This is a genomic window from Photobacterium salinisoli, assembly GCF_003614885.1.
In the GTDB taxonomy this organism is placed as follows: domain Bacteria; phylum Pseudomonadota; class Gammaproteobacteria; order Enterobacterales; family Vibrionaceae; genus Photobacterium; species Photobacterium salinisoli.
This window is the reverse complement of sequence record NZ_QZMS01000007.1, coordinates 2,089,086-2,109,613: the sequence shown is the minus strand read 5'-3', so window position 1 is coordinate 2,109,613 and position 20,528 is coordinate 2,089,086. Positions and strand designations below refer to the sequence as shown.

Annotated in this window: 20 protein-coding genes and 1 other annotated feature; of the genes, 12 read left to right on the top strand and 8 right to left on the bottom strand. The window is 51.5% G+C overall.

Annotated features, from left to right (window positions below; all coding sequences use genetic code 11):
- Positions 1-30: 30 nt before the first annotated feature.
- Positions 31-750: a two-component system response regulator ArcA gene (gene arcA / locus D6M16_RS10150; protein WP_120511675.1), complete on the bottom strand. Its 720-nt coding sequence runs from the start codon at positions 748-750 to the stop codon at positions 31-33.
- Positions 751-1,171: 421 nt separating this feature from the next.
- On the opposite strand from arcA, the gene D6M16_RS10145 reads away from it, so the two are divergent.
- Complete coding sequence (locus D6M16_RS10145; RefSeq protein ID WP_120511674.1) at positions 1,172-1,648, top strand: DUF3293 domain-containing protein; 477 nt, start codon at positions 1,172-1,174, stop codon at positions 1,646-1,648.
- A gap of 11 nt (positions 1,649-1,659) precedes the next feature.
- Positions 1,660-2,151, top strand: a complete 492-nt coding sequence (locus tag D6M16_RS10140; RefSeq protein ID WP_120511673.1) for a putative 4-hydroxy-4-methyl-2-oxoglutarate aldolase — start codon at positions 1,660-1,662, stop codon at positions 2,149-2,151.
- A 17-nt stretch (positions 2,152-2,168) separates the two neighbouring features.
- Here D6M16_RS10140 and D6M16_RS10135 read toward each other — a convergent pair whose 3' ends face one another.
- Together D6M16_RS10135 and aceK are read right to left on the bottom strand one after the other, a co-directional pair.
- The gene (locus D6M16_RS10135) at positions 2,169-2,615 is read right to left on the bottom strand and encodes a hypothetical protein (RefSeq protein WP_120511672.1); all 447 of its coding nucleotides are present in this window, start codon (positions 2,613-2,615) and stop codon (positions 2,169-2,171) included.
- Positions 2,616-2,742: 127 nt separating this feature from the next.
- Positions 2,743-4,473: a bifunctional isocitrate dehydrogenase kinase/phosphatase gene (gene aceK / locus D6M16_RS10130; protein ID WP_120511954.1), complete on the bottom strand. Its 1,731-nt coding sequence runs from the start codon at positions 4,471-4,473 to the stop codon at positions 2,743-2,745.
- 405 nt (positions 4,474-4,878) lie between these two features.
- Positions 4,879-4,994, top strand: a sequence feature (Thr leader region).
- 102 nt (positions 4,995-5,096) lie between these two features.
- Between aceK and thrA the strand changes: the two genes are divergently transcribed.
- The 5 genes from thrA to D6M16_RS10105 all read left to right on the top strand — a co-directional run bounded on the left by thrA (position 5,097) and on the right by D6M16_RS10105 (position 10,644).
- A complete protein-coding gene (gene thrA, locus D6M16_RS10125; RefSeq protein ID WP_120511671.1) occupies positions 5,097-7,556 on the top strand; it encodes a bifunctional aspartate kinase/homoserine dehydrogenase I in 2,460 nt (819 codons plus the stop codon).
- Positions 7,557-7,558: 2 nt separating this feature from the next.
- Positions 7,559-8,515, top strand: a complete 957-nt coding sequence (gene thrB / locus D6M16_RS10120; RefSeq protein WP_120511670.1) for a homoserine kinase — start codon at positions 7,559-7,561, stop codon at positions 8,513-8,515.
- Between the two features lie 2 nt (positions 8,516-8,517).
- Positions 8,518-9,804: a threonine synthase gene (gene thrC / locus D6M16_RS10115; protein WP_120511669.1), complete on the top strand. Its 1,287-nt coding sequence runs from the start codon at positions 8,518-8,520 to the stop codon at positions 9,802-9,804.
- Between the two features lie 125 nt (positions 9,805-9,929).
- Complete coding sequence (locus tag D6M16_RS10110) at positions 9,930-10,103, top strand: CopG family transcriptional regulator (RefSeq protein ID WP_120511668.1); 174 nt, start codon at positions 9,930-9,932, stop codon at positions 10,101-10,103.
- Between the two features lie 199 nt (positions 10,104-10,302).
- A complete protein-coding gene (locus D6M16_RS10105; RefSeq protein ID WP_120511667.1) occupies positions 10,303-10,644 on the top strand; it encodes a zinc ribbon domain-containing protein YjdM in 342 nt (113 codons plus the stop codon).
- A 68-nt stretch (positions 10,645-10,712) separates the two neighbouring features.
- Here the strand turns inward: D6M16_RS10105 and grcA are convergent, their stop codons facing one another.
- Positions 10,713-11,090 (bottom strand): autonomous glycyl radical cofactor GrcA, encoded by a 378-nt coding sequence (grcA, locus tag D6M16_RS10100; RefSeq protein ID WP_120511666.1) that lies wholly within the window; start codon positions 11,088-11,090, stop codon positions 10,713-10,715.
- Between the two features lie 536 nt (positions 11,091-11,626).
- On the opposite strand from grcA, the gene ung reads away from it, so the two are divergent.
- Complete coding sequence (ung, locus tag D6M16_RS10095) at positions 11,627-12,328, top strand: uracil-DNA glycosylase (protein ID WP_120511665.1); 702 nt, start codon at positions 11,627-11,629, stop codon at positions 12,326-12,328.
- An 80-nt stretch (positions 12,329-12,408) separates the two neighbouring features.
- On the top strand, positions 12,409-12,948 hold the full coding sequence (locus tag D6M16_RS10090; RefSeq protein ID WP_120511664.1) for a hemerythrin domain-containing protein: 540 nt from the start codon (positions 12,409-12,411) through the stop codon (positions 12,946-12,948).
- Between the two features lie 95 nt (positions 12,949-13,043).
- Here D6M16_RS10090 and D6M16_RS10085 read toward each other — a convergent pair whose 3' ends face one another.
- Positions 13,044-13,223, bottom strand: a complete 180-nt coding sequence (locus tag D6M16_RS10085) for a DUF3545 family protein (protein WP_027253123.1) — start codon at positions 13,221-13,223, stop codon at positions 13,044-13,046.
- Positions 13,224-13,649: 426 nt separating this feature from the next.
- Between D6M16_RS10085 and D6M16_RS10080 the strand changes: the two genes are divergently transcribed.
- Both D6M16_RS10080 and yaaA read left to right on the top strand, forming a co-directional pair.
- On the top strand, positions 13,650-15,080 hold the full coding sequence (locus tag D6M16_RS10080; protein ID WP_120511663.1) for an alanine/glycine:cation symporter family protein: 1,431 nt from the start codon (positions 13,650-13,652) through the stop codon (positions 15,078-15,080).
- Positions 15,081-15,184: 104 nt separating this feature from the next.
- Positions 15,185-15,958 carry a peroxide stress protein YaaA gene (gene yaaA, locus D6M16_RS10075; protein WP_120511662.1) on the top strand — a complete coding sequence of 258 codons (774 nt, stop codon included), beginning with the start codon at positions 15,185-15,187 and terminating at the stop codon, positions 15,956-15,958.
- A 90-nt stretch (positions 15,959-16,048) separates the two neighbouring features.
- Here yaaA and srmB read toward each other — a convergent pair whose 3' ends face one another.
- A complete protein-coding gene (gene srmB, locus D6M16_RS10070; protein ID WP_120511661.1) occupies positions 16,049-17,290 on the bottom strand; it encodes an ATP-dependent RNA helicase SrmB in 1,242 nt (413 codons plus the stop codon).
- Positions 17,291-17,451: 161 nt separating this feature from the next.
- Positions 17,452-18,195, bottom strand: a complete 744-nt coding sequence (locus tag D6M16_RS10065) for a tRNA1(Val) (adenine(37)-N6)-methyltransferase (protein WP_120511660.1) — start codon at positions 18,193-18,195, stop codon at positions 17,452-17,454.
- 366 nt (positions 18,196-18,561) lie between these two features.
- Here D6M16_RS10065 and brnQ point away from each other — a divergent pair, with 366 nt between their 5' ends.
- Entirely contained in the window at positions 18,562-19,872 is a 1,311-nt protein-coding gene (gene brnQ, locus D6M16_RS10060; RefSeq protein WP_120511659.1) for a branched-chain amino acid transport system II carrier protein, read from the top strand.
- A 90-nt stretch (positions 19,873-19,962) separates the two neighbouring features.
- Here the strand turns inward: brnQ and fldB are convergent, their stop codons facing one another.
- Positions 19,963-20,481: a flavodoxin FldB gene (gene fldB / locus D6M16_RS10055; RefSeq protein ID WP_120511658.1), complete on the bottom strand. Its 519-nt coding sequence runs from the start codon at positions 20,479-20,481 to the stop codon at positions 19,963-19,965.
- Positions 20,482-20,528 lie beyond the last annotated feature (47 nt).

The window sequence follows — 20,528 nt, the reverse complement described above, 5'->3', positions numbered from 1 at the left end:
TATTCGTTCCGGACACGCTAGTGCCAGGTCTTAGCTTTCTTCGATATCACCGCAGAAACGATACCCTTCGCCATGGATAGTGGCGATGATCTCAGGAGTATCAGACACAGATTCAAAATGCTTACGAATACGACGGATAGTAACGTCAACTGTGCGGTCATGTGGCTTCAGATCTCGGCCAGTCATTTTTTTCAGCAGTTCAGCACGGGTCTGGATTTTGCCTGGGTTTTCGCAGAAATGCAGCAGGGCACGGAATTCAGAGCGTGGCAGCTTGAACTGATCACCGTCGGGGCTCACCAGAGAACGGCTGTTAAGCTCTAAAGACCAGCCATTGAATTCATAGCGCTCAACCAGGCGGCGATCCTCAGAGGCCAGGCCCTGACTCATGGCGCGAGTTAACAGGTTGCGGGCACGAATGGTCAGCTCTCTCGGATTGAAAGGTTTAGTGATGTAATCATCAGCACCAATTTCCAGACCAAGGATCTTATCCACTTCGTTGTCACGTCCTGTCAGGAACATCAGCGCCATATCGCCTTGCTCACGCAGTTCACGGGCCAGCAGCAGACCGTTTTTACCTGGCAGGTTGATATCCATGATCACAAGGTGAACATGATGTTCCGACAGCATCTTGTGCATTTCTGCACCGTCGCTGGCTTCTAGAACCGTATACCCTTCCGCTTCAAAGATGCTTTTCAGGGTGTTACGGGTTACGTGCTCGTCTTCTACAATTAGAATGTGAGGGGTTTGCATTGGCAGTACCTAATTACTCAAAACGGAATCTGGTCTAACAGAGAATATTTCAATTCTATAAAAATAATTCGCTTACAGGCAAAGTAACAGAACAGTTGCAGCTTGCATCTGTCTTTTCAACTACCTGCTGGTACGCCATCCTCATTTTTCAGCGGCCCAACGGACAAACTTGCTGAAAAACCCGAACTTACGGGACTGGCTACAATTTCCCTTGGATACAGACGATTGTATGCATTTAACAGCGTACTAACAATATGATTTTATTGTATTGCGCTCAGTTTTTTCGATTTTACCGTGCCATACTAGCGTATTGGAAACACTATCTTATTGTTATAGCTCAAACAATTTGTTGTTTCATCAATGAAATAAGGCTGTTAAAGATAACAGTCTTATCGGCTAATCAGGCAGAGGGATCAGACACATGTCGCAAGATGACCGTCACACTGATGATGCGCAGTTGCAGGTCGCCTATGCAGAATGGCGTAACCAGCAAGCAACATGGCTAAGCTATCAGCAGATCATTTTTCGTGCGTCTGAAACACCCGATTACTCAAACTTCGCTATTTTAACCGCTTTTAATCCAGAAAGTATTGTGCTCAGTTGTAAGGAAAATCGTCAGCGGCAGCTGTGCCTGGAAGCTGAACTGTCCGCTTTGGGATATGCTTACCTGAAGCTTGATTGCAGTGCGCCTGACGGGCGCTGGCATGAGCCGAGTCTGGCGGTGCGTACCGGGTTGACTGAAGCTTGTGAGCTGGCGGCGAAGTGGCGGCAAAATGCCATTTACTGGGTATCACAGCAGCAGCTGTATCTGGTGCCTGTTATGTTAAAAAATCAGGGTTTTTCTCAGACCGTGCTCGGGAAATGGCCTGCTTATCTTCATATTCAAGGATTAGAGTAAGGAGTTCTACGATGAAAGATCTACTGCCGGATTTGTGTGATCACTACGAGGATGAAGTACGTTGGTTACCGCTGGTTCATCGCGACTTTGGTGGGAAATCTGTGTTTTATGGCGAAGTGGTGACACTGCGCTGCTTTGAAGATAACAGCCTGGTGAGGGACATTCTTAGCGAAGACGGAACCGGCAAAGTGCTGGTGATCGATGGCCATGGGTCGTTAAACAAAGCCTTGTTGGGTGATCAGCTGGCTCTGCTGGCCATTAAGAATAATTGGGAAGGCATAGTGGTTAACGGCGCGGTACGTGATGTCGTCGCGCTGAGCGAGATGGCGCTGGGGGTGAAAGCCATTGCTATCTGTCCGTTTAAAACGGAGAAACGCCAGACAGGAGACAGGAATGTCACCCTGACCGTCGCCCATACGCTGGTTTATCCCGGGGATATACTGTACGCAGATCCCAATGGTATCTTGCTGAGTAAAGAGCCGCTGGATTTGTCCGTGCTCTGAGCCTGTGCTTTGTTGCCCTAAAACCGAAAGCCAATACCGAGCTGATATACCTGCTCTAACGCTTCATAATCCATGGTGGCATGCAGGTTTACTTTCTCATTCAGCTCGTATTGACTGCTAAATTCGACACCCAGCCGGGTGTTTTCTTCCACCCGCTCAGAGGTCACCGCACTGCGCAGGCTGATTTTGGGGCTGAAGTTGTACTTTACGCCCGATAATAAGCCGCGTGTTGCTGCCTGCTGCTGGTTGCCGCTTTTAAGGCGGGTACTGACATACACTTGGGTCGACTGGGTCAGGGCATAGGCATAACCGCTGTCTATCTGCCAGAGATCGAATTGCTCGGCACTGCGGGACTGAGAATTAAGAAACCATCCTGCCATCGCTGACGCAGGCTCTGTTGCCGGCTCGGTGGCCAGCGTTGGCCAAGCCAGACAGATTAAGAGCAATAAGCAGCAGTGTTTCATCCTCAGTCATCCCTGTGAGTGTCGTTTCCTTTTGTACGCCAATTAATCCTAGGCCAGAAATATTTCACAACGTGCGTATTTCGTCGCACCTCACTGATTTACATCTCAGAATGCGGCAAAGATCAACTTACGAGTGATTTTGTGCTCTTACCAACCGGTGTTTTTCCTTGTACGGAAAGACGTCTTCAAACCGCCCTTGCTCAATGTTTGACTGTAAGTGCTGCCAGTAGCCGGGATCAAACAAATCGCTGTGCAGCTCATCGAACAGTTTTCGCACTTTGGGATTGATCAGCAGGAAAGTACGAAATTCTTCAGGGAACACATCATTGGTGCCCACGCTGTACCAGGGTTCGGCTGACAGTTCATCTTCCGGGAACCGGGGCGGCGGAATACGGCGGAAGTTAATTTCGGTCATGTAGCTGATTTCATCATAATCATAGAAGACCACACGTTTGTGGCGTGTCACCCCGAAGTTTTTGAACAGCATGTCACCCGGGAAGATGTTGGCGGCTGCCAGCTGTTTGATGGCTTTGCCGTATTCATCCACGGCATGGCGCAGATCGTCATCGTTGGCTTGTTCAATGTACAGGTTGAAAGGGATCATCCGACGTTCAATATAGAGGTGCTTTATGATGATTTCCTTGTCAGTCACGATCAGGCTCGACGGCGCTTCACGCTGTAATTCTTCCAGTAACTCGGTACTGAATCGGCTGCGGTCAAAACTGAAATTGCGGTATTCCTGGGTATCGGCCATCCGTCCGACCCTGTCATGTTCTTTAACCAGCTGATATTTCTCTTTGACCGTGGCCCGGCTCATCTCTTTCTGAGGGGCGAACTTGTCTTTTATCACTTTAAAAACAAAGCCATAGGATGGCAGAGTAAAGACACACATCACCATGCCTTTGATACCCGGCGCCAGGTCGAACTTGTCGTCGGAATGTTCGAGGTGATGGAGAAACTCCCGGTAAAGCTCTGTTTTGCCGTGCTTCTGACAACCGATAGCGGTGTAAAGTTCGGCATGGGTTTTGTTCGGTAACAGCTCGCTGAGGAAACGGACCAGTGCGGCAGGAGCGGGGGCGTACACCATGAAATAGGAACGCGCAAAGCCAAAGACGATACTGACATCATCGACATGACACAGGCAGGCATCCACGTACAGCTGGCGGTTATCTGTGGTCAGCACAGGTAGCACCAGGGGGATCTGGGTATTGTCTTCCAGCAACAGCCGGCCAATCAGATAAGCGGCTTTATTGCGGTAAAACGGTTCTTTGATCAGTTCAAGCCGCGCCTTTTGCATCGCTGCGGTGCCAAACTCACTGTTGAGCCTGGCCACTATCAGGGCAATATCCCGGTTTTTATCTTCCCAGCTCAGCGTGAAGGGGGTCTCATCCATCATGCGCTCAAACAGATAGTGCGGCCCGTTCTCAGACTGGTACAAACGGGTTAGCGCTGTTGGATAAGGCGCAATGCGCCCGGCCTGAGAGCTGTGAACAAACAGTTTGTCGCGGTTGATATCGCGGTGCTCGAAAATTCGGCAATAGACGGAATTGAAGAAGCTTTCTGCAATGTCATAGCGAGGGTAATCCAGCAGCAGATCTTCATAGGAGGATTTGACGGCGGTCAGGAATTCACGGTTCGCATATTGCCTGCCGAGCATGATCTGGATCTGGCGGCTGACCAGTTCCACATGATGATCGTAAAAGCTGATCCTCTGTTTCAGGGCCTGATGAACTGACATCCAGTCCTGATTTTCAAATCTGTCCTGCGCACCGGCTGTGACATCCAGAAACCGGCCGTACATGGCATCAAAGCCTTGGAGTATGGTATGTGCAACAAGCTGTTCCATCGCTGCTGTCATGCCGGATCCCTCCGAAATATTATTGTAATCATTGTTATCCTCCAGGCTGTCATCCTGCATGGCCTGTGAGTGATCTCTCTGGTTCTGAGGTTGCGTCGACTAGCTTGAACCAGAACATTGTTGGGCTTTAACGGATTAGTTGCTTCAGGGCTCGCTTGAGAAGGCAAATAATCCTTACGAGTTACTATGCTATGTCAATGAGTTAACTGCAATTGCAGAAATGCGATTTCCTCTAATTTTATGCGACTAATCTATTCTTGGCGGGAAAAATGAAATAGCAGAGACAAAAACTGTATTCTGGGAAAGTAAGAAATAAATCACTAGTCAGTGTTGACTCATACCTGGGGATCAGGTAAACGTAAACAACACGCACACAACATTAGCAATAATATAAAAACATGGCACTTAACCTTATCGGCACCACCACCATTATTATTACCGGCACAAACAGTGTTGGGGCGGGCTGATACGCGCAAGATTTCAAAAAAAAGCCCGCACCTCACAGTGCGGGCTTTTTTTTCACCATGATTTTTCAGATTCAATGGCAAGATTCACTGGCCACAAACAATAACTGCCAGGAAGTAGTTGCCGACAAGTCAAAATTAACGGAAGTGGAGTAGGGAATGCGAGTGCTTAAGTTTGGCGGTTCATCTTTAGCGGATGCCGACCGGTTTCTCAGGGCGGCGGATATCATCGCCAGTAATGCCCATCAGGGTGAAGTCTCAGTGGTGCTGTCAGCACCGGGCAAAGTGACCAACAAACTGGTATCAGTGATTGATACCACAGTCGCGACGGGCGATGCGGAACTGCAGCTCACTGATCTGGAAAACACCTTTAACAGCCTGTTTGATGGCATTGAGCAGCATTTACCCGCGTTTGATCGTTCAGCCGTGGATGCCAAGCTCGCCAGCTCGCTTGGACAACTGAAGCAACTGGTACACGGGATGAAGTTGCTGGGACAGTGCCCGGACAATGTCTACGCCCGTGTCATCAGTAAAGGTGAGCGCCTTTCTATTGTGGCGATGAAAGCGGTGCTGGAAGCCAAAGGACACAAAGCGGATTTGATTGATCCTGTTGCTTCTTTAGTGGCGCATGGCGATTATCTGGAAGGGCATGTTGATATTGAGATTTCAACCGACAACTTCCGCCGCCATCCGCTGGCCGAGGGCCACATCCATATCATGCCGGGTTTTACGGCCGGTAATGAGAAAGGTGAGCTGGTTATTCTGGGTCGTAACGGCTCGGATTACTCAGCCGCCGTGCTGGCAGCGTGTCTGCGAGCCGAGTGCTGTGAAATCTGGACCGATGTCGATGGCGTGTATAACTGCGATCCGCGTCTGGTGCCTGATGCCCGCTTGCTGAAATCGCTCAGCTACCAGGAAGCGATGGAGCTGTCCTACTTCGGTGCTTCGGTGCTGCATCCCAAAACGATTGCCCCGATTGCGCAATTTCACATTCCCTGCCTGATCAAAAACAGTTTTAACCCGCAAGGTGCCGGAACACTGATCGGCCAGGATACGGGTGAAGACAAGCTGGCAATCAAAGGTATTACCACGCTCAAAAACCTGACCATGGTGAATGTGTCCGGTCCTGGTATGAAAGGCATGGTCGGCATGGCGGCCCGGGTTTTCGGGGCGATGTCGGCGTCAGGCGTCTCTATTGTTCTGATCACTCAGTCGTCATCTGAATACAGCATCAGTTTTTGTATCGAAAGCGAGGATAAGCAGGCGGCAGAGCAGGCACTGCGCAATAATTTTGAACTTGAGCTGAAAGAAGGGCTGTTAGAGCCGGTAGAGTTTATCGATGACTCGGCCATCGTGACGCTGGTCGGTGACGGCATGCGCACCTCCCGTGGTGTGGCATCCCAGTTTTTTACCTCGCTGGCTGAAGTGAACGTCAATATTATCGCGATTGCGCAGGGCTCATCTGAAAGGGCGATTTCTGCTGTGATCCCGGCAAATAAAGTTTCGGAAGCGGTGAAAGCCTGTCATGAGAACCTGTTCAACAGTAAACACTTTCTGGATGTGTTTGTGGTCGGTGTCGGTGGTGTCGGTGGCGAGCTGGTGGATCAGATCCAGCGCCAGCAAGAGAAACTGGCGGAAAAAGGGATTGTGATCCGTGTTTGCGGTTTGTCGAACAGTAAAGGCATGCTGTTAAACAATAATGGCCTGGCGCTGGAGAACTGGCGCGATGCAATGGGTCAGGCGGCAGAGAGCTTTAATCTGGCAAGTCTGATTCAGCTGGTGCAGCGTCATCACATTATCAACCCTGTGATTATTGACTGTACATCTGATGAAGGCATTGCCGAGCAGTACGTCGACTTCCTGGCCGCCGGTTTCCATGTTATCACCCCGAACAAGAAAGCCAATACCGCCAGCATGGCGTATTATCACCAGCTGCGTCAGGCTGCGCGCGTGACCCGTCGCCGCTTCATGTATGACACCACAGTCGGTGCCGGTCTGCCTGTGATTGAAAACCTGCAGAACCTGATGGCTGCCGGTGATGAGCTGGAGCGTTTTGCCGGTATTTTGTCTGGCTCGCTGTCTTTCATCTTCGGTAAGCTGGACGAAGGCATGAGCCTGAGTGAAGCAACGACTGTGGCCCGCAATAACGGTTTCACAGAACCGGATCCCCGTGATGATCTGTCCGGCATGGATGTGGCGCGTAAACTCTTGATTCTGGCCCGTGAAGCCGGGTATGCCCTGGAGCTGAGCGATGTGGTGGTCGAGCCGGCATTGCCGCCGGGCTTTGATCAAAGTGGCGATGTCGAGGCCTTCATGCAGCGCTTGCCTCAGGCTGATGCTTACTTCAGTGAATGGTCAGCCAAAGCAGCCGCAGAAGGTAAAGTCCTGCGCTACATCGGGGAAATCGACCAGGGTCAGTGCAGCGTAAAAGTGGCGGCCGTTGATCAGGATGACCCTATGTTTAAAATCAAGGACGGTGAGAATGCCCTGGCCTTCTACAGCCGTTACTATCAACCCATTCCTCTGGTCCTGCGCGGATATGGCGCCGGTACAGAGGTCACAGCTGCCGGGGTCTTCGCTGATCTGATGCGTACCGTGGGCTGGAAACTGGGAGTCTAATAATGAGTGTGACTGTTTACGCACCGGCATCCATTGGTAATGTCAGTGTCGGTTTTGATGTTCTCGGGGCGGCAGTGTCGCCCGTTGATGGCACCCTGTTGGGGGATAAAGTGACAGTGGCCGCTGGCACAGAGCCTTTTTCGCTGCGATGCGAAGGTGACTTTGTCGCTAAGCTGCCGGCTGAGCCGCAAGAGAACATCGTTTATCACTGCTGGCAGGTGTTTGCCCGTGAACTGGATAAAAAAGGCGTCAGTCTGAAACCTGTGTCGATGACACTGGCGAAGAATATGCCAATTGGCTCTGGCCTGGGTTCCAGCGCCTGCTCAATTGTGGCCGCTCTGGATGCCCTGAACCGTTTTCATGATAACCCGCTGACCGAGACAGAACTGCTGGCGCTGATGGGAGAAATGGAAGGTCAGATTTCAGGCAGTGTGCATTACGATAACGTGGCGCCCTGCTATCTGGGCGGATTGCAATTCATGGTGGAAGAGCTGGGGATCATCAGCCAGTCAGTGCCGAGCTTCGATAATTGGTTCTGGGTCATGGCATATCCGGGCATCAAGGTCTCGACCGCTGAGGCCCGGGCTATTTTGCCGGCTCAGTACCGCCGGCAGGATATGATTGCCCATGGTCGTTACCTGGGAGGCTTTATCCATGCCTGCCACAGTCAGCAGCCTCAGCTGGCCGCTAAAATGATTAAAGACGTGGTGGCAGAACCCTACCGAGAAGGATTGCTGCCGGGCTTTAAGGAAGCGCGCCAGTACGCCTTGGAAGCCGGCGCGTTAGCCAGTGGTATTTCAGGTTCAGGCCCGACCATGTTCAGTATCTGTGATGATCTGGAGGTCGCAGAGCGCATTGCCCGCTGGCTGCAGCAGCATTATGTCCAAAATGATGAAGGATTCGTCCATGTCTGTCGTCTCGACAGCCAGGGTTCAACAGAAATAGGAAGTGAGTATTAACCATGAAGCTGTATAACTTGAAAGATCATCAGGAAGAAGTGTCTTTTGCTCAGGCTGTCCGCCAGGGGTTGGGCCGTAATCAGGGCCTGTTTTTTCCTGACCGCTTGCCGGATTTAGGCGACATCGATGCTTTGCTTGAGCAGGATTTTGTTACCCGCAGCAGCCGTATTCTGTCGGCTTTTATCGGCGATGAACTGGGCGCGGAAACCGTTCAGCAAATGGTGAGTAATGCCTTCCAGTTCCCGGCCCCGGTTGCTCAGGTGAAAGATGGCGTGTATGCGCTGGAGCTGTTTCATGGCCCGACGCTGGCATTTAAAGACTTCGGAGGCCGCTTTATGGCGCAGTCGCTGGCGGCTGTGTCGGATGCCAATGGCAATATCACCATTCTTACTGCGACCTCAGGGGATACCGGTGCGGCTGTGGCACACGCCTTCTACGGTATGGACAACATTAAAGTCGTAATCCTGTATCCGAAGGGCAAGATCAGCCCGCTGCAGGAAAAGCTGTTCTGTACCCTGGGCGGCAATATCCACACTGTGGCCGTGAACGGCACCTTTGATGATTGCCAGTCGCTGGTTAAGCAGGCGTTTGATGATGCAGAGCTGCGCCAGGAAGTGGGTTTGAACTCAGCCAACTCCATCAACATCAGCCGCCTGATGGCGCAGATCTGCTACTACTTTGAAGCGGTGGCGCAACTGCCGAAAGCCGCTCGCGGCAATCTGGTGGTGTCTGTCCCCAGCGGCAACTTCGGCAACCTAACCGCCGGTCTGCTGGCCAAAGCGCTGGGCTTGCCGGTGAAGCGTTTCATCGCCGCCACCAATGTGAATGATACCGTGCCCCGCTATCTGCAGGACGGCAAATGGGATCCGAAAGCAACAGTGCCAACCATTTCCAATGCCATGGATGTCAGTCAGCCAAACAACTGGCCACGCATTGAAGAGTTGTGCCAGAAGCAAGGCTGGGGTCTGAACGAGCTGGGTTACGGCGCGGTCACCGACGAGCAGACAGCGGAGACATTGCGTCAGATGGATGCCGACGGCTACCTGTGTGAGCCACACGGTGCCATTGCCTACCGTATACTCAATGAGCAGCTGCAAGCTGGCGAAACAGGCTTGTTCCTGTGTACGGCGCACCCTGCCAAGTTCAAGGAAGTGGTGGAAGATATCCTGCAAAAAGAGATAGATCTGCCTGCACCGCTTGCCAAACATGGCGCGATGGAGTTGCTGTCGGTTGAGCGTGACAATGATTTTGCTCAGTTAAAAGCTGTGCTGCAAGCCGTTCAGGACTGACGTGCGTTAGCAAGCAAAGACCGGATTGAGCCACCTTTGGGGTGGCTCTTTTTGTCTGGGCCGTTTATTCATGCACCGGATAAGATTATAATTTGATTATCATGTCTGACCAAGAGTAGCTGAGTGTGGAAAGCAAGACTGCCCGTTTTACTGTATTGATGGATCCCCGTAAAAAACAGGCCTTTGAAAAGCTGTGCGCTTCCCAGGATCTGACACCGTCTCAGGTGGTCCGTCAGTTGATTCGTGAATATCTGGAAAAGCATGATGTTCGCTATCTCGATGAGCCGACGTCTGAATAGTGCTACAGGCTTTGCCGTGTTATCTGAACCCCTTTCCCTGTGAAAGGGGTTCTTGCTTTTGAGCGACTGAAATCGCTCACAATAGTTGTGATAATTTGATTGTAATTACATTATAATGTTTGGGTTTGATTTTCACCTGGCAAGTCAGCGCTGGGCGAATATCTTTAAGTAACGACTTTTTAATGAGAGATAGCAGCGTATGAGCGATACCTTACCTCCTTGCCCGGAATGCAATTCGTCTTATGTCTATGAAGACAGCAACCTGTTGATCTGCCCTGAGTGCGGTCATGAGTGGATACCGGGTGAAGTGACAGAAGATGCGGATGCACTGGTTGTGAAAGACGCGAATGGCACTGTGTTGCAGGAAGGCGATTTCGTTACCCTGATTAAAGATCTCAAGGTCAAAGGATCGTCGTCTGTCGCCAAAGTGGGGACGAAAGTGAAAATCAATCGTCTGGTAGATGGCGACCATAATATCGACTGTAAGATTGAGGGCATCGGTGCCATGATGCTGAAATCTGAATTTGTGAAAAAAGCCTGATTTCAGTGACAATCAGACAGAAAAACGCCGCAGCCCAATAGGTTGCGGCGTTTTTGTCTGGCAAACCCTTACAGCGTGTCGGTGAAGGTCCGGGCAATCACATCACGCTGCTGCTCTGGCGTCAGCGAGTTAAAACGTACCGCGTAGCCAGACACACGAATGGTCAGCTGAGGGTATTTTTCCGGGTGAGCCACAGCGTCTTCCAGAGTTTCACGTCTGAGCACATTTACGTTGAGGTGCTGGCCGCCTTCAATACGTGGCGCCTGTTCAACAGGCAGCTCGCGGTATTCCAACGGGCCCAGTTCCGACAGGGCGATGTCCTGATCTTGCGCAAAGCCTTCAATGGTGCACAGGCAACGTGCAGTGTCATTGGCAGCATCCAGCAGCCAGATTGAATTGAGCAGTTGAGGATTGGCCGCTTGGGTAATTTGAATGCCGGTGATCATGGCAGCTCCTTGGTTGTGTTCAGAATGGCGAGCCTGACAAGGTGGCCAGGCGTTGTTACTGCTTCCGCATCCTACCGTGTTGGCCATCCGGCCTCTTGATCTGCATCAAGTAAGTTTCCTTACTATTTCATAGCGTGACGCTGCACAAATTGTGCGCAAAAATGCTCTCAGTTGGCGCATTAGCCATAAAGCAGATTGATGCTTTGGTCGCCTGAGGACTACAGATGCCGCTAAATCACTGTGAGAAAAGAGCAGTGAACAAACAGACAAAGTTGGCATTGATCTTTCATTGAATAGACTGACCCTTCGATTATGAGGAAATACCCTATGAAAGCGAGTGCGATGCCAGCCACCAGAATGAGTTCAGTAAGCGGCTCACGTCTTCCTCAGGCCAATCGTCCTATCCAGGGACGCGGTCACTGGCGTACCCCTGTTGGTCCAATGTCCCGACCCAAGTGATACCTGTTATCGTTGCGATGACGTGATCAGACAGGCAGAATGTCGGCTTACCTTCATTTTCACCAGCAGGAGCCGACATGTCTGTTTCAGATTCCCCATCTTCAACGCTTTTTGACTGGAAACAGTTACTGAAACAGGAGCGACAACAGGATTATTTTCAGCAGGTTGAGGCGAAGGTTGCCGCAGAAAGGCAGGCTGGCAAAGTGATCTTTCCTGCTCAAGCCGATGTATTTCGTGCTTTTGATGTCACACCTTTTGATCAGGTCAAGGTCGTTATCCTGGGCCAGGATCCTTATCACGGCCCTGATCAGGCCCACGGGCTCAGCTTCTCGGTGCAACCCGGAGTCAAAGTTCCCCCGTCTCTCGCCAATATGTATAAAGAGCTGGCCACTGATATCGACGGATTTCGTATTCCCGCTCATGGCTGCTTACAACCCTGGGCTGAGCAGGGCGTACTGCTGCTCAATACTGTACTGACGGTTGAGCAGGGCAAGGCGCACTCGCACAGTAAATATGGCTGGGAAAAGTTTACCGACAGGGCCATTGCCAGTCTGAATCAGCACAGAGATGGCCTGGTGTTCCTGCTGTGGGGAGCGCACGCTCAGAAAAAAGGCGTACATATCGACAGGGAGAAACACTGCGTGCTGGAAGCGGCGCATCCGTCACCACTGTCTGCTTATCGCGGCTTTTTTGGCTGCCGCCATTTTTCTCAGGCAAACAAGTGGTTGCGACAAAGCCGTAAAAGTGAGATTGACTGGCAACTTCCCGAACAAATGTAAGGTAACTTAACCTGGATCAAACAGAATTCGCTATCGCGGTTTACACTTATAGCTGGGATGTTAATGTCCGGGAGGTCGAAATGCTATTGGACAGTATTCACACCGAACATGGTTATATCAACCGGTTGCTTAAGTTATTAGGTACAAAATTAAAAGCGATCAGAGAGGGGCATGAAGTCAACTACCAGTTGATTCGCGACATAGTGACCTATCTGCAGAATCAGGCCGAGCACTGCCACCACCCTAAAGAAGATGTCATATACCATTACTACCTCAGACACTATGGTGAGGAGCAGGACATTTTGGATCTGGAGGCGGAACACATAGAACTGGCCAAGCTGACCGCAGAGTTTGCTGAAACCGTTGATATGATTCTGATGGATGCCGTGATTCCGCTGGATGTCTTTGCGGAAAAACTGAATGCCTTTGTGGAGCGCCAGCGCCAGCATCTGGAAACCGAAGAGAAGAAGGTGTTCCCCGTGATCCGCCGGCATTTTACCGACCAGGACTGGGCCGCGGTTGAAGACGAATACCAGGATTGCCTGTGTGATCCTTTGTTTGGCAAAGAGGTTTCAGCTCAGTATCGGGAGTTGGCAAACCGGCTTGAGCCCGAGCATTAACATCTGCCGGGCCACAAAAAACAGCACCGGCTTCAGCGCCGGTGTTGGTCGTTTGATACTAGCCTTAACCTAGTAATGGTAGTGCAAAACCCAGATTACAAATCTACCTCATCGGTAAACTCATGTAAGATATCAATGTCCTGAAGTTCCTTTTTCAGTTTTTGCTTATCTTTGAGTGCTTCAATTTCCCGCCACTTGCGCTTAACAGGTTTACTGCGTGCATTGCGACGAGGAAAATCGCTTTCAAGCATGTTGTCAAATCCAAAGCTATCCATATTGCACCTCTCTACCATCCTGAGTATTGCTCAGAGCAGGGGCATCTTGCCCCTTCGATCTTCAGTTAAATATCACAATACGACATAGAATAAAATTGAACTATTTCGCATTTGTTATTTATTTGTGAAATCAGTTCAAACTGAATCATTGAATTCAATGGTTTGTCCAGTGGGTTAGAAAGTAATGCAGTGCTCAATTCTGCTCAGTGTGCGTTGATTTTTTACAACTAACTCCGCATCATCGCTCAGGTTTTCGGCAGCAGGGAACATAACGGGGTGCGATCAGCAAATCGGTTTGTATCCGGCAATGTAAATGTTTTCCCGGTGTTATCTCAGCCTGTGCTGACAGATGGATTACAGTTGAATGAAGCGGCACAGCTAAGGCGTGCCGGGCAAAGATACCTTTGAGCAAGCTAAGGGGTTGGTGTGACAAGTCAGATAAATTTCCTCAATGATCTGCTGTGGGGATCTGTATTGATTTACCTGCTGGTCGGGGTAGGGATCTATTTTACCTACTTGCTGGGTTTTATTCAGTTCCGGCATTTTGGTCATATGTTTAAAGTGATGAAAAACAGCCGCAAGTCAGATGCTGCCGGTATATCTTCTTTTCAGGCATTGTGCACCAGTCTGGCTGCCCGGGTAGGGACCGGCAATATGGCCGGAGTCGCCGTGGCGCTGACCTTAGGCGGGCCGGGCGCGATTTTCTGGATGTGGCTGATTGCCATGTTAGGGATGGCGACGGCATTTGCAGAAAGTGCGCTGGCCCAGTTGTACAAGACCCGGGATGACGACGGTAACTACCGCGGCGGCCCGGCGTACTACATGGAAAAAGGGTTAGGCATGCGCTGGATGGGGGTGGTGTTCTCCATCTTTCTGATCATTGCCTTCGGGCTGGTATTCAATGCAGTTCAGGCCAACTCCATTGCCAAAGCCATGAATGTGGCCTTTGGCTGGCAACCTGTGGTGGTGGGCATGGTGCTGGTGGCGCTGACCGGCTTTATCATCTTCGGTGGTATGCGAACCATTGCCCGCACTGCTGAAATTCTGGTGCCTGTGATGGCGATATGCTATCTGCTGCTGGCGCTGGTGGTGGTGGCGATGAATATCGAACAGGTTCCTTCGGTGGTCGCCCTGATTTTCCGCAGCGCCTTTGGCCTGGAAGAGGCAGCCTCTGGCGCCCTGGGCTATACCATCGCCCAGGGCATGATCAATGGCCTCAAGCGCGGGCTGTTTTCTAACGAAGCGGGCATGGGATCGGCGCCGAATGCTGCCGCATCAGCCACGCCTTACCCGCCACACCCTGCATCACAGGGCTATGTACAGATGCTGGGGGTCTTTACCGATACTATCGTTATCTGCTCGGCCACAGTGGCCATCATTCTGGTCTCTGGCGAGTATGTACCGCATGGTGAAGTCACCGGTATAGAGCTGACGCAGCGGGCGCTGGCTTCCCAGGTAGGGGACTGGGGAGGGATCTTCATTGCCATCGCAATCTTTCTGTTTGCCTTTACCTCGCTGGTGGCCAATTACTCGTATGCGGAAACCAACCTGATTTTTCTGGAGCATAACCACAAAGCCGGGTTGCTGATTTTTCGCGCCGTCGTTCTGGGCATGGTGATGTTCGGCGCTCTGGCCGAATTACCGACGGTATGGGCGATGGCGGATGTCTCGATGGGGATGATGGCCATTATCAACCTGATCGCCATTTTGCTGTTGTCGGGCACAGTGGTGAAACTGGCGAAAGACTATAACGCGCAATTAGCGCAGGGTAAGGTGCCGACATTTGACAGCGCCCAGTACCCGGAATTACATGCTCAGCTGGACGAAGATATCTGGACCAGCCGTTCAGATCGATAGGTTGTCCCTATAGCAAAGAAAGTAATAACCACGTGCGTTGTGCGTGGTTTTTTGATGCCGAAATGGTAATCTTGCCGACAGACACGCTTACAGGACATCAAAACATGCTGATAGTGGTTTCCCCTGCTAAAACTCTGGATTATGAATCTCCTCTGGCCACAAAGACTTATACTTTGCCTGAGCTGACAGATCACTCAATGGAGCTGATTGAGGTTTGTCGTCAGCTGACGCCTATGGACATTGCAAGCCTGATGAAGGTCAGCGATAAAATCGCCGGACTCAATGCGGCCCGCTTTGCGGACTGGCAGCCGGACTTTACCCCGGAAAACGCCCGTCAGGCGATTCTGGCCTTCAAAGGGGATGTGTACACCGGCCTGGAAGCTGACAGCCTGAGTGAGGATGATTTCGCTTTTGCCCAGCAGCACCTGCGAATGTTGTCCGGTTTGTATGGTTTGTTGCGGCCGCTGGATCTGATGCAGCCCTACCGTCTGGAAATGGGCACTAAGCTGGCTAACGGACGTGGCACCAACCTGTATCAGTTCTGGGGCAGTATCATCACCGACAAACTCAATGACGCGCTTGCCGGGCAGGGAGATGACATCCTGATTAACCTGGCCTCGAATGAATATTTTAAAGCGGTTAAGCCGAAGTCGCTGAAAGGCAAAGTCATCACCCCTGTGTTTAAAGATTGCAAAAATGGTCAGTACAAGGTGATCAGTTTCTACGCCAAGAAAGCCCGTGGCATGATGGCGCGTTACATCATTGATAACCGTCTGACGTCAGTGGAGCAGCTGAAGCAATTTGACGTGGCTGGGTATTACTTCGCACCTGAAGAATCGACGGCCGCCGAGCTGGTATTCAAACGCGAAGAGCAGTAAAGACTGAACGTTTTCCGCTGACTGAAACAGAAAAAGGGCCGGATACTGTATCCGGCCCTTTGCTTTGGGAATCAGAGGCCGCTGCAAAGATTACTTGGTCGCGGCCTTTTTCTTGACGGTTTTTTTCTTCTTCGTGTCTTTCTTCTTGCCGTCTTTGACTTTTTTCTTTTTCTTCACTGTGACCGGCTTTTTATGTTTAGGGCGCAGGCCCTCGATAAAGCGCTCCGGGATTTCTTCTTTCATATACCGGCTGACACGCTCTATCATGCCCTGATCATGAGCTTCCACCAGCGAGATGGCGGTGCCTTTTTTACCGGCACGGGCTGTACGGCCAATACGGTGCAGGTAAACATCAGCCGTGCGCGGCATGTCAAAGTTGATGACGTGGCTGACATCCGGCAGGTCAATACCCCGTGCTGCCACATCGGTGGCGATCAGTATGTTGGTTTCACCTTCGCGAAAGCTGCGAATGGCATTGTTGCGGGTGGCTTGCGCCATTTCACCCTGAATCCACACGCAAGGGATTTTCAGCGATGCCAGCTGATCCCGCAGTTCGGCCAGCCGCTCGCGGGTTTTGACAAAAATGATACTGCGCTCGGCCTGATCGCTGAGGATATTCTGCAGCAACGCCATTTTGTGTGCCATATCGTCACAGCGGTGGTAGACCTGATGGATCTTTTTGCGCTCACGGCGCGGCGGCTCAGCATTGACTTCGACCGGTTCATTTAAGATCGTCTGGGAGAACTCACGCACCCTTTTGCCTTCTAGAGTGGCAGAGAACAGCAAGCTCTGACGGCGCCAGCGGCACTCTTCATGCAGGCGTTTAACCACCGCTCCGAAACCCATGTCGAGCATGCGGTCTGCTTCGTCCAGGATCAGGCATTCGATGGCACGGCAGTCGAATTTCTCGCCTTCAATGTATTCCATCAGACGGCCCGGTGTTGCGACCACTATGTCCTGGGTTTTGCCCAGGTACTCAGCGTGCTCGTCGTAAGAGATACCGCCTGTGATGGTGAAGATTTTCAGGTCAGTATGGGCAGCCAGGGCTTTGGCCTGATCCGCGACCTGAATCGCCAGTTCACGGGTCGGTGTCAGAATCAGCACGCGTGCCGGGCCCGGTTTACGGCGCGGAAAATCAAGCAGATGCTGAATCATGGGCAATACAAACGCGGCTGTTTTTCCGGTACCCGTTGGTGCGGAAGCCAGTACGTCACGGCCATCCAGGGCATGAGGGATAGCCTCAGACTGCACAACGGTTGGACGGGAATATCCCATATCTTCAATCGCTTGTAGCAGTGCGCCATCTAACTCTAATTCGGAAAAATCTCTCACCAGTCTTACTCCTAAGTAGCGGGCTGCCCCTGAAGGTCGCGTGTCGATGGGCAGTTTGCTGCTGTGATTCAGTTAAGGGGCGGCATTATAGTGTGATTTGATGCAAGTATCACCGATTAAAGCACAAAAACTTGGATTATCCGTGCTGGTTGCTGACAGGATCAGAGCTTAAGGTAAAAGTCTTGTGTCAGGGCAATAAACTCAGCCGAGTACCGGCCTTGCTGATGGATGGTCAGCTGTGCTTCGTCACACTCACCGGCCTGAGGGGATAGCGCAATCAGGAGGCGGTGAAACGGTTTGCTGGCGGTGCTTTTCACCCGGCACAACCGGCGGCAATGCAAATCATAGTCATCCAGCATCGTCAGTAGTGCTTCACCCTCATAGAGCGGCAGAATCAGGCTGGCCTGTCCGACCGGCGCCAATAGATATTGCAGGCAGCTGAGAAGCTCTCTGTGGGGCAGGCTGTCTGTGTGACGAGCGGTGGCCCGGCGCGGGCAGTTTGCCTGTTCGCCAGAATTGAAGTAGGGCGGATTGCATAAAATGGTCTGAAAGCGGCCTTTGGGCTGAGAGCTGGCCCATTTACGGATATCCTGGCGCTCGGCCTGCAGTTGCGCGGACCAGGGCGAGGCCGAGAAATTTTTGCCGGCCGCCGCCACGGCAGCCGGGTCAATATCCAGCGCCAGAATATCCGCTGTGCCGGATTGCGTCCGCTGCGCGGCCATTAAGGACAGCAAACCGCTTCCGCAGCCAATGTCGAGTATGGTCTGGCAACTATTGCCAGTCTGACTGTCACGGCAGCTTGACACTCTGGCCCATGCTCCTAATAACACACCATCCGTACTGACGGGCATGCCACATCCGTGGTCGTCGACATGAAACTGTTTAAACGTAAAACCTTTATTCATCTAATGAATGTCCGAAAAGACAGCCTGGTAAAATCAGTCCGCCATTATAGCGGTTATTCTTATCAATGGTTGAATTGCGGCCAAACACTGTAAAGTTTGGCAAGCTGATGGTTTAATGTTCTGTGTTGGATGTTTTGTGAGCAATGTTTGTTTTAGTGTATGGTTCTTTTAATTATCTACTAATTGGGTGTTTATTTTGCTTTTTCGGCTATAGATCCGAAGAAAGTGGTGTTTTTGGCTGCAAGGTTGTCACTGACATTCTTTTGCTTCATTATGCTGCCTCTTTTACTGGATGTAGTGATATATCTCAGTAATGAGTCATTAATGCTAACACAACATAACAATAGACGAGTGGGAAGGTGCAGTTTGAATAACACACTCAAGGTTTCAGATATTTTTGCGATAGGTTTTATGACCTTTGCGTTCTTCCTGGGGGCCGGAAATATTATTTTCCCGCCACAGGCCGGTTTAAGTGCAGGTGATAACCTGCTGCCAGCGATGTTTGGTTTCCTGTCGACGGCAGTCGGCTTGCCGCTGATCGGCATCATAGCCGTGGCTGTTGCCGGCGGCGGCTGGAAAGGGCTGACCCGAGATCTGCCGCCTCAGCTGGCAACGCTGATGGCCGTTCTTATCTTTATCATCATCGGTCCTGCTTTTGCGGCGCCTCGTACGGGTCTTGTGGCCTACGAAATGGCGGTCAAACCTTTTATTGCCGATGGTGGACAAACCAGCCTGACCATTTTCTCTGTTGCCTTCTTTGGGCTGGCACTGTTCTTTGCATGGTCTCGCGGCAGGTTGATCGATTCCATCGGTAAGCTGCTTACCCCGGCGCTCTTTGCCGTGCTGGCTATTCTGGCTGTGGCCGTATTCCTGAACCCGCAAAGCGAGATTCAGGCCGCACAGGGTGATTATGTCAATATGGCGTTTACCAAAGGATTCCTTGAAGGCTATAACACCATGGATACCTTTGCCGCACTGATGTTCGGCATGCTGATTGTTGATGTGATCCGTAACAAAGGTATCACGGATGAAAAAGCAACCTGCAAGTATCTGATGATGGCCGGTGTAATTGCGGCAGCGGGCCTGGCGTTTGTGTACATCTCCCTGTTCTATCTGGGGGCCACCAGTGCGGCTGTCGCTGATGGCGCGGCTAATGGTGGCGCAATTCTGGCGGGTTATGTACTGGCGCTGTTTGGTCCTGTCGGACAGTATATTCTGTCGGCGATTGTGATGCTGGCCTGTCTGACCACGGCGATTGGCCTGATCAGTGCCTGTTCGGATTACTTCAGTTCGCTGACCCGTCTGTCTTATGAAACCTGGGCCGTGATCCTGTCTGTGACTTGTGGTGTGGTGGCCAATGTCGGCCTGAACCAGCTGATCAGCCTGTCGGTGCCTGTGCTGTTTGCGCTGTACCCTGTGGCTGTGGCACTGGTTATCCTGACCTTTGTCCGCCGCTGGTTGCCAAACCCGCGTCTGGCCTACCGTGTGGTAATGCTGGTTTCGTTGATCTTCAGCCTGATTGATGCGGGCAAAGTGATCGGTCTGGATATGTCATTCCTGAGCTTCCTGCCGATGTTTGACTATGGCATGGCCTGGACAACGCCGACCTTGCTGGCACTGGTGGTCACCCGCTTCTTCCGGGCAGACATCTGTGAGGCTAAAGCACAGACGGCTTAAACAGTCTGCTGCAGCTTGTTTTCTCTGAACGCCCCGGTGCAAACCGGGGCGTTTTTGTTGGCAGGGAACTTAACGCATCAGGATCATGGCTTACAGCGAGTCGCCGTACTCGGTCAGTACCTGCTCGCACCATTGCTGGATGCGCTCATCACTGAGTTCGTACTGGCTGTCCTCATCGAGCGCCAGTCCGACAAAAAAGCTTTTGTCTTCGGTCAGGGCTTTTGACGCTTCAAAGTTGTAGCCCTGATTGGGCCAGTAGCCGACAAACTGGGCGCCGGTCGGCAGTAGTTGGTCATGTAGCATGCCCATGGCATCCAGGTACCATTCTGTGTAGCCTTCCTGATCGCCTAAACCGAACAGAGCGACGGTTTTTCCGGTCAGTGTCAGGCCATCGAGTTGATTCCAGACCGCTTCCCAGTCTTCCTGCAGTTCACCAAAGTCCCAGGTCGAGATGCCCAGGATCAGCAGATCATACTGGTTCATCTCGCTGAGCGCCGCTTCTTTGATGTTGTGCAGCTCAACCAGCTCGCCGCCGATGCAATCGCGGATTTTCTCCGCGGCCATTTCGGTATAGCAGGTGGTCGAGCCGTAAAACAGGCCGATTTTCATACTGATATTTCCTGGGGTGGCAACTAATTTAGGCTGATTTTACCCTG

Excerpts from the sequence above, each read along its gene's own strand:
- arcA (WP_120511675.1), bottom strand. The coding sequence starts at position 750 with ATGCAAACCCCTCACATTCTAATTGTAGAAGACGAGCACGTAACCCGT.
- D6M16_RS10145 (WP_120511674.1), top strand. The coding sequence starts at position 1,172 with ATGTCGCAAGATGACCGTCACACTGATGATGCGCAGTTGCAGGTCGCC.
- D6M16_RS10140 (WP_120511673.1), top strand. The coding sequence starts at position 1,660 with ATGAAAGATCTACTGCCGGATTTGTGTGATCACTACGAGGATGAAGTA.
- D6M16_RS10135 (WP_120511672.1), bottom strand. The coding sequence starts at position 2,615 with ATGAAACACTGCTGCTTATTGCTCTTAATCTGTCTGGCTTGGCCAACG.
- aceK (WP_120511954.1), bottom strand. The coding sequence starts at position 4,473 with ATGACAGCAGCGATGGAACAGCTTGTTGCACATACCATACTCCAAGGC.
- thrA (WP_120511671.1), top strand. The coding sequence starts at position 5,097 with ATGCGAGTGCTTAAGTTTGGCGGTTCATCTTTAGCGGATGCCGACCGG.
- thrB (WP_120511670.1), top strand. The coding sequence starts at position 7,559 with ATGAGTGTGACTGTTTACGCACCGGCATCCATTGGTAATGTCAGTGTC.
- thrC (WP_120511669.1), top strand. The coding sequence starts at position 8,518 with ATGAAGCTGTATAACTTGAAAGATCATCAGGAAGAAGTGTCTTTTGCT.
- D6M16_RS10105 (WP_120511667.1), top strand. The coding sequence starts at position 10,303 with ATGAGCGATACCTTACCTCCTTGCCCGGAATGCAATTCGTCTTATGTC.
- grcA (WP_120511666.1), bottom strand. The coding sequence starts at position 11,090 with ATGATCACCGGCATTCAAATTACCCAAGCGGCCAATCCTCAACTGCTC.
- ung (WP_120511665.1), top strand. The coding sequence starts at position 11,627 with ATGTCTGTTTCAGATTCCCCATCTTCAACGCTTTTTGACTGGAAACAG.
- D6M16_RS10090 (WP_120511664.1), top strand. The coding sequence starts at position 12,409 with ATGCTATTGGACAGTATTCACACCGAACATGGTTATATCAACCGGTTG.
- D6M16_RS10085 (WP_027253123.1), bottom strand. The coding sequence starts at position 13,223 with ATGGATAGCTTTGGATTTGACAACATGCTTGAAAGCGATTTTCCTCGT.
- yaaA (WP_120511662.1), top strand. The coding sequence starts at position 15,185 with ATGCTGATAGTGGTTTCCCCTGCTAAAACTCTGGATTATGAATCTCCT.
- D6M16_RS10065 (WP_120511660.1), bottom strand. The coding sequence starts at position 18,195 with ATGAATAAAGGTTTTACGTTTAAACAGTTTCATGTCGACGACCACGGA.
- fldB (WP_120511658.1), bottom strand. The coding sequence starts at position 20,481 with ATGAAAATCGGCCTGTTTTACGGCTCGACCACCTGCTATACCGAAATG.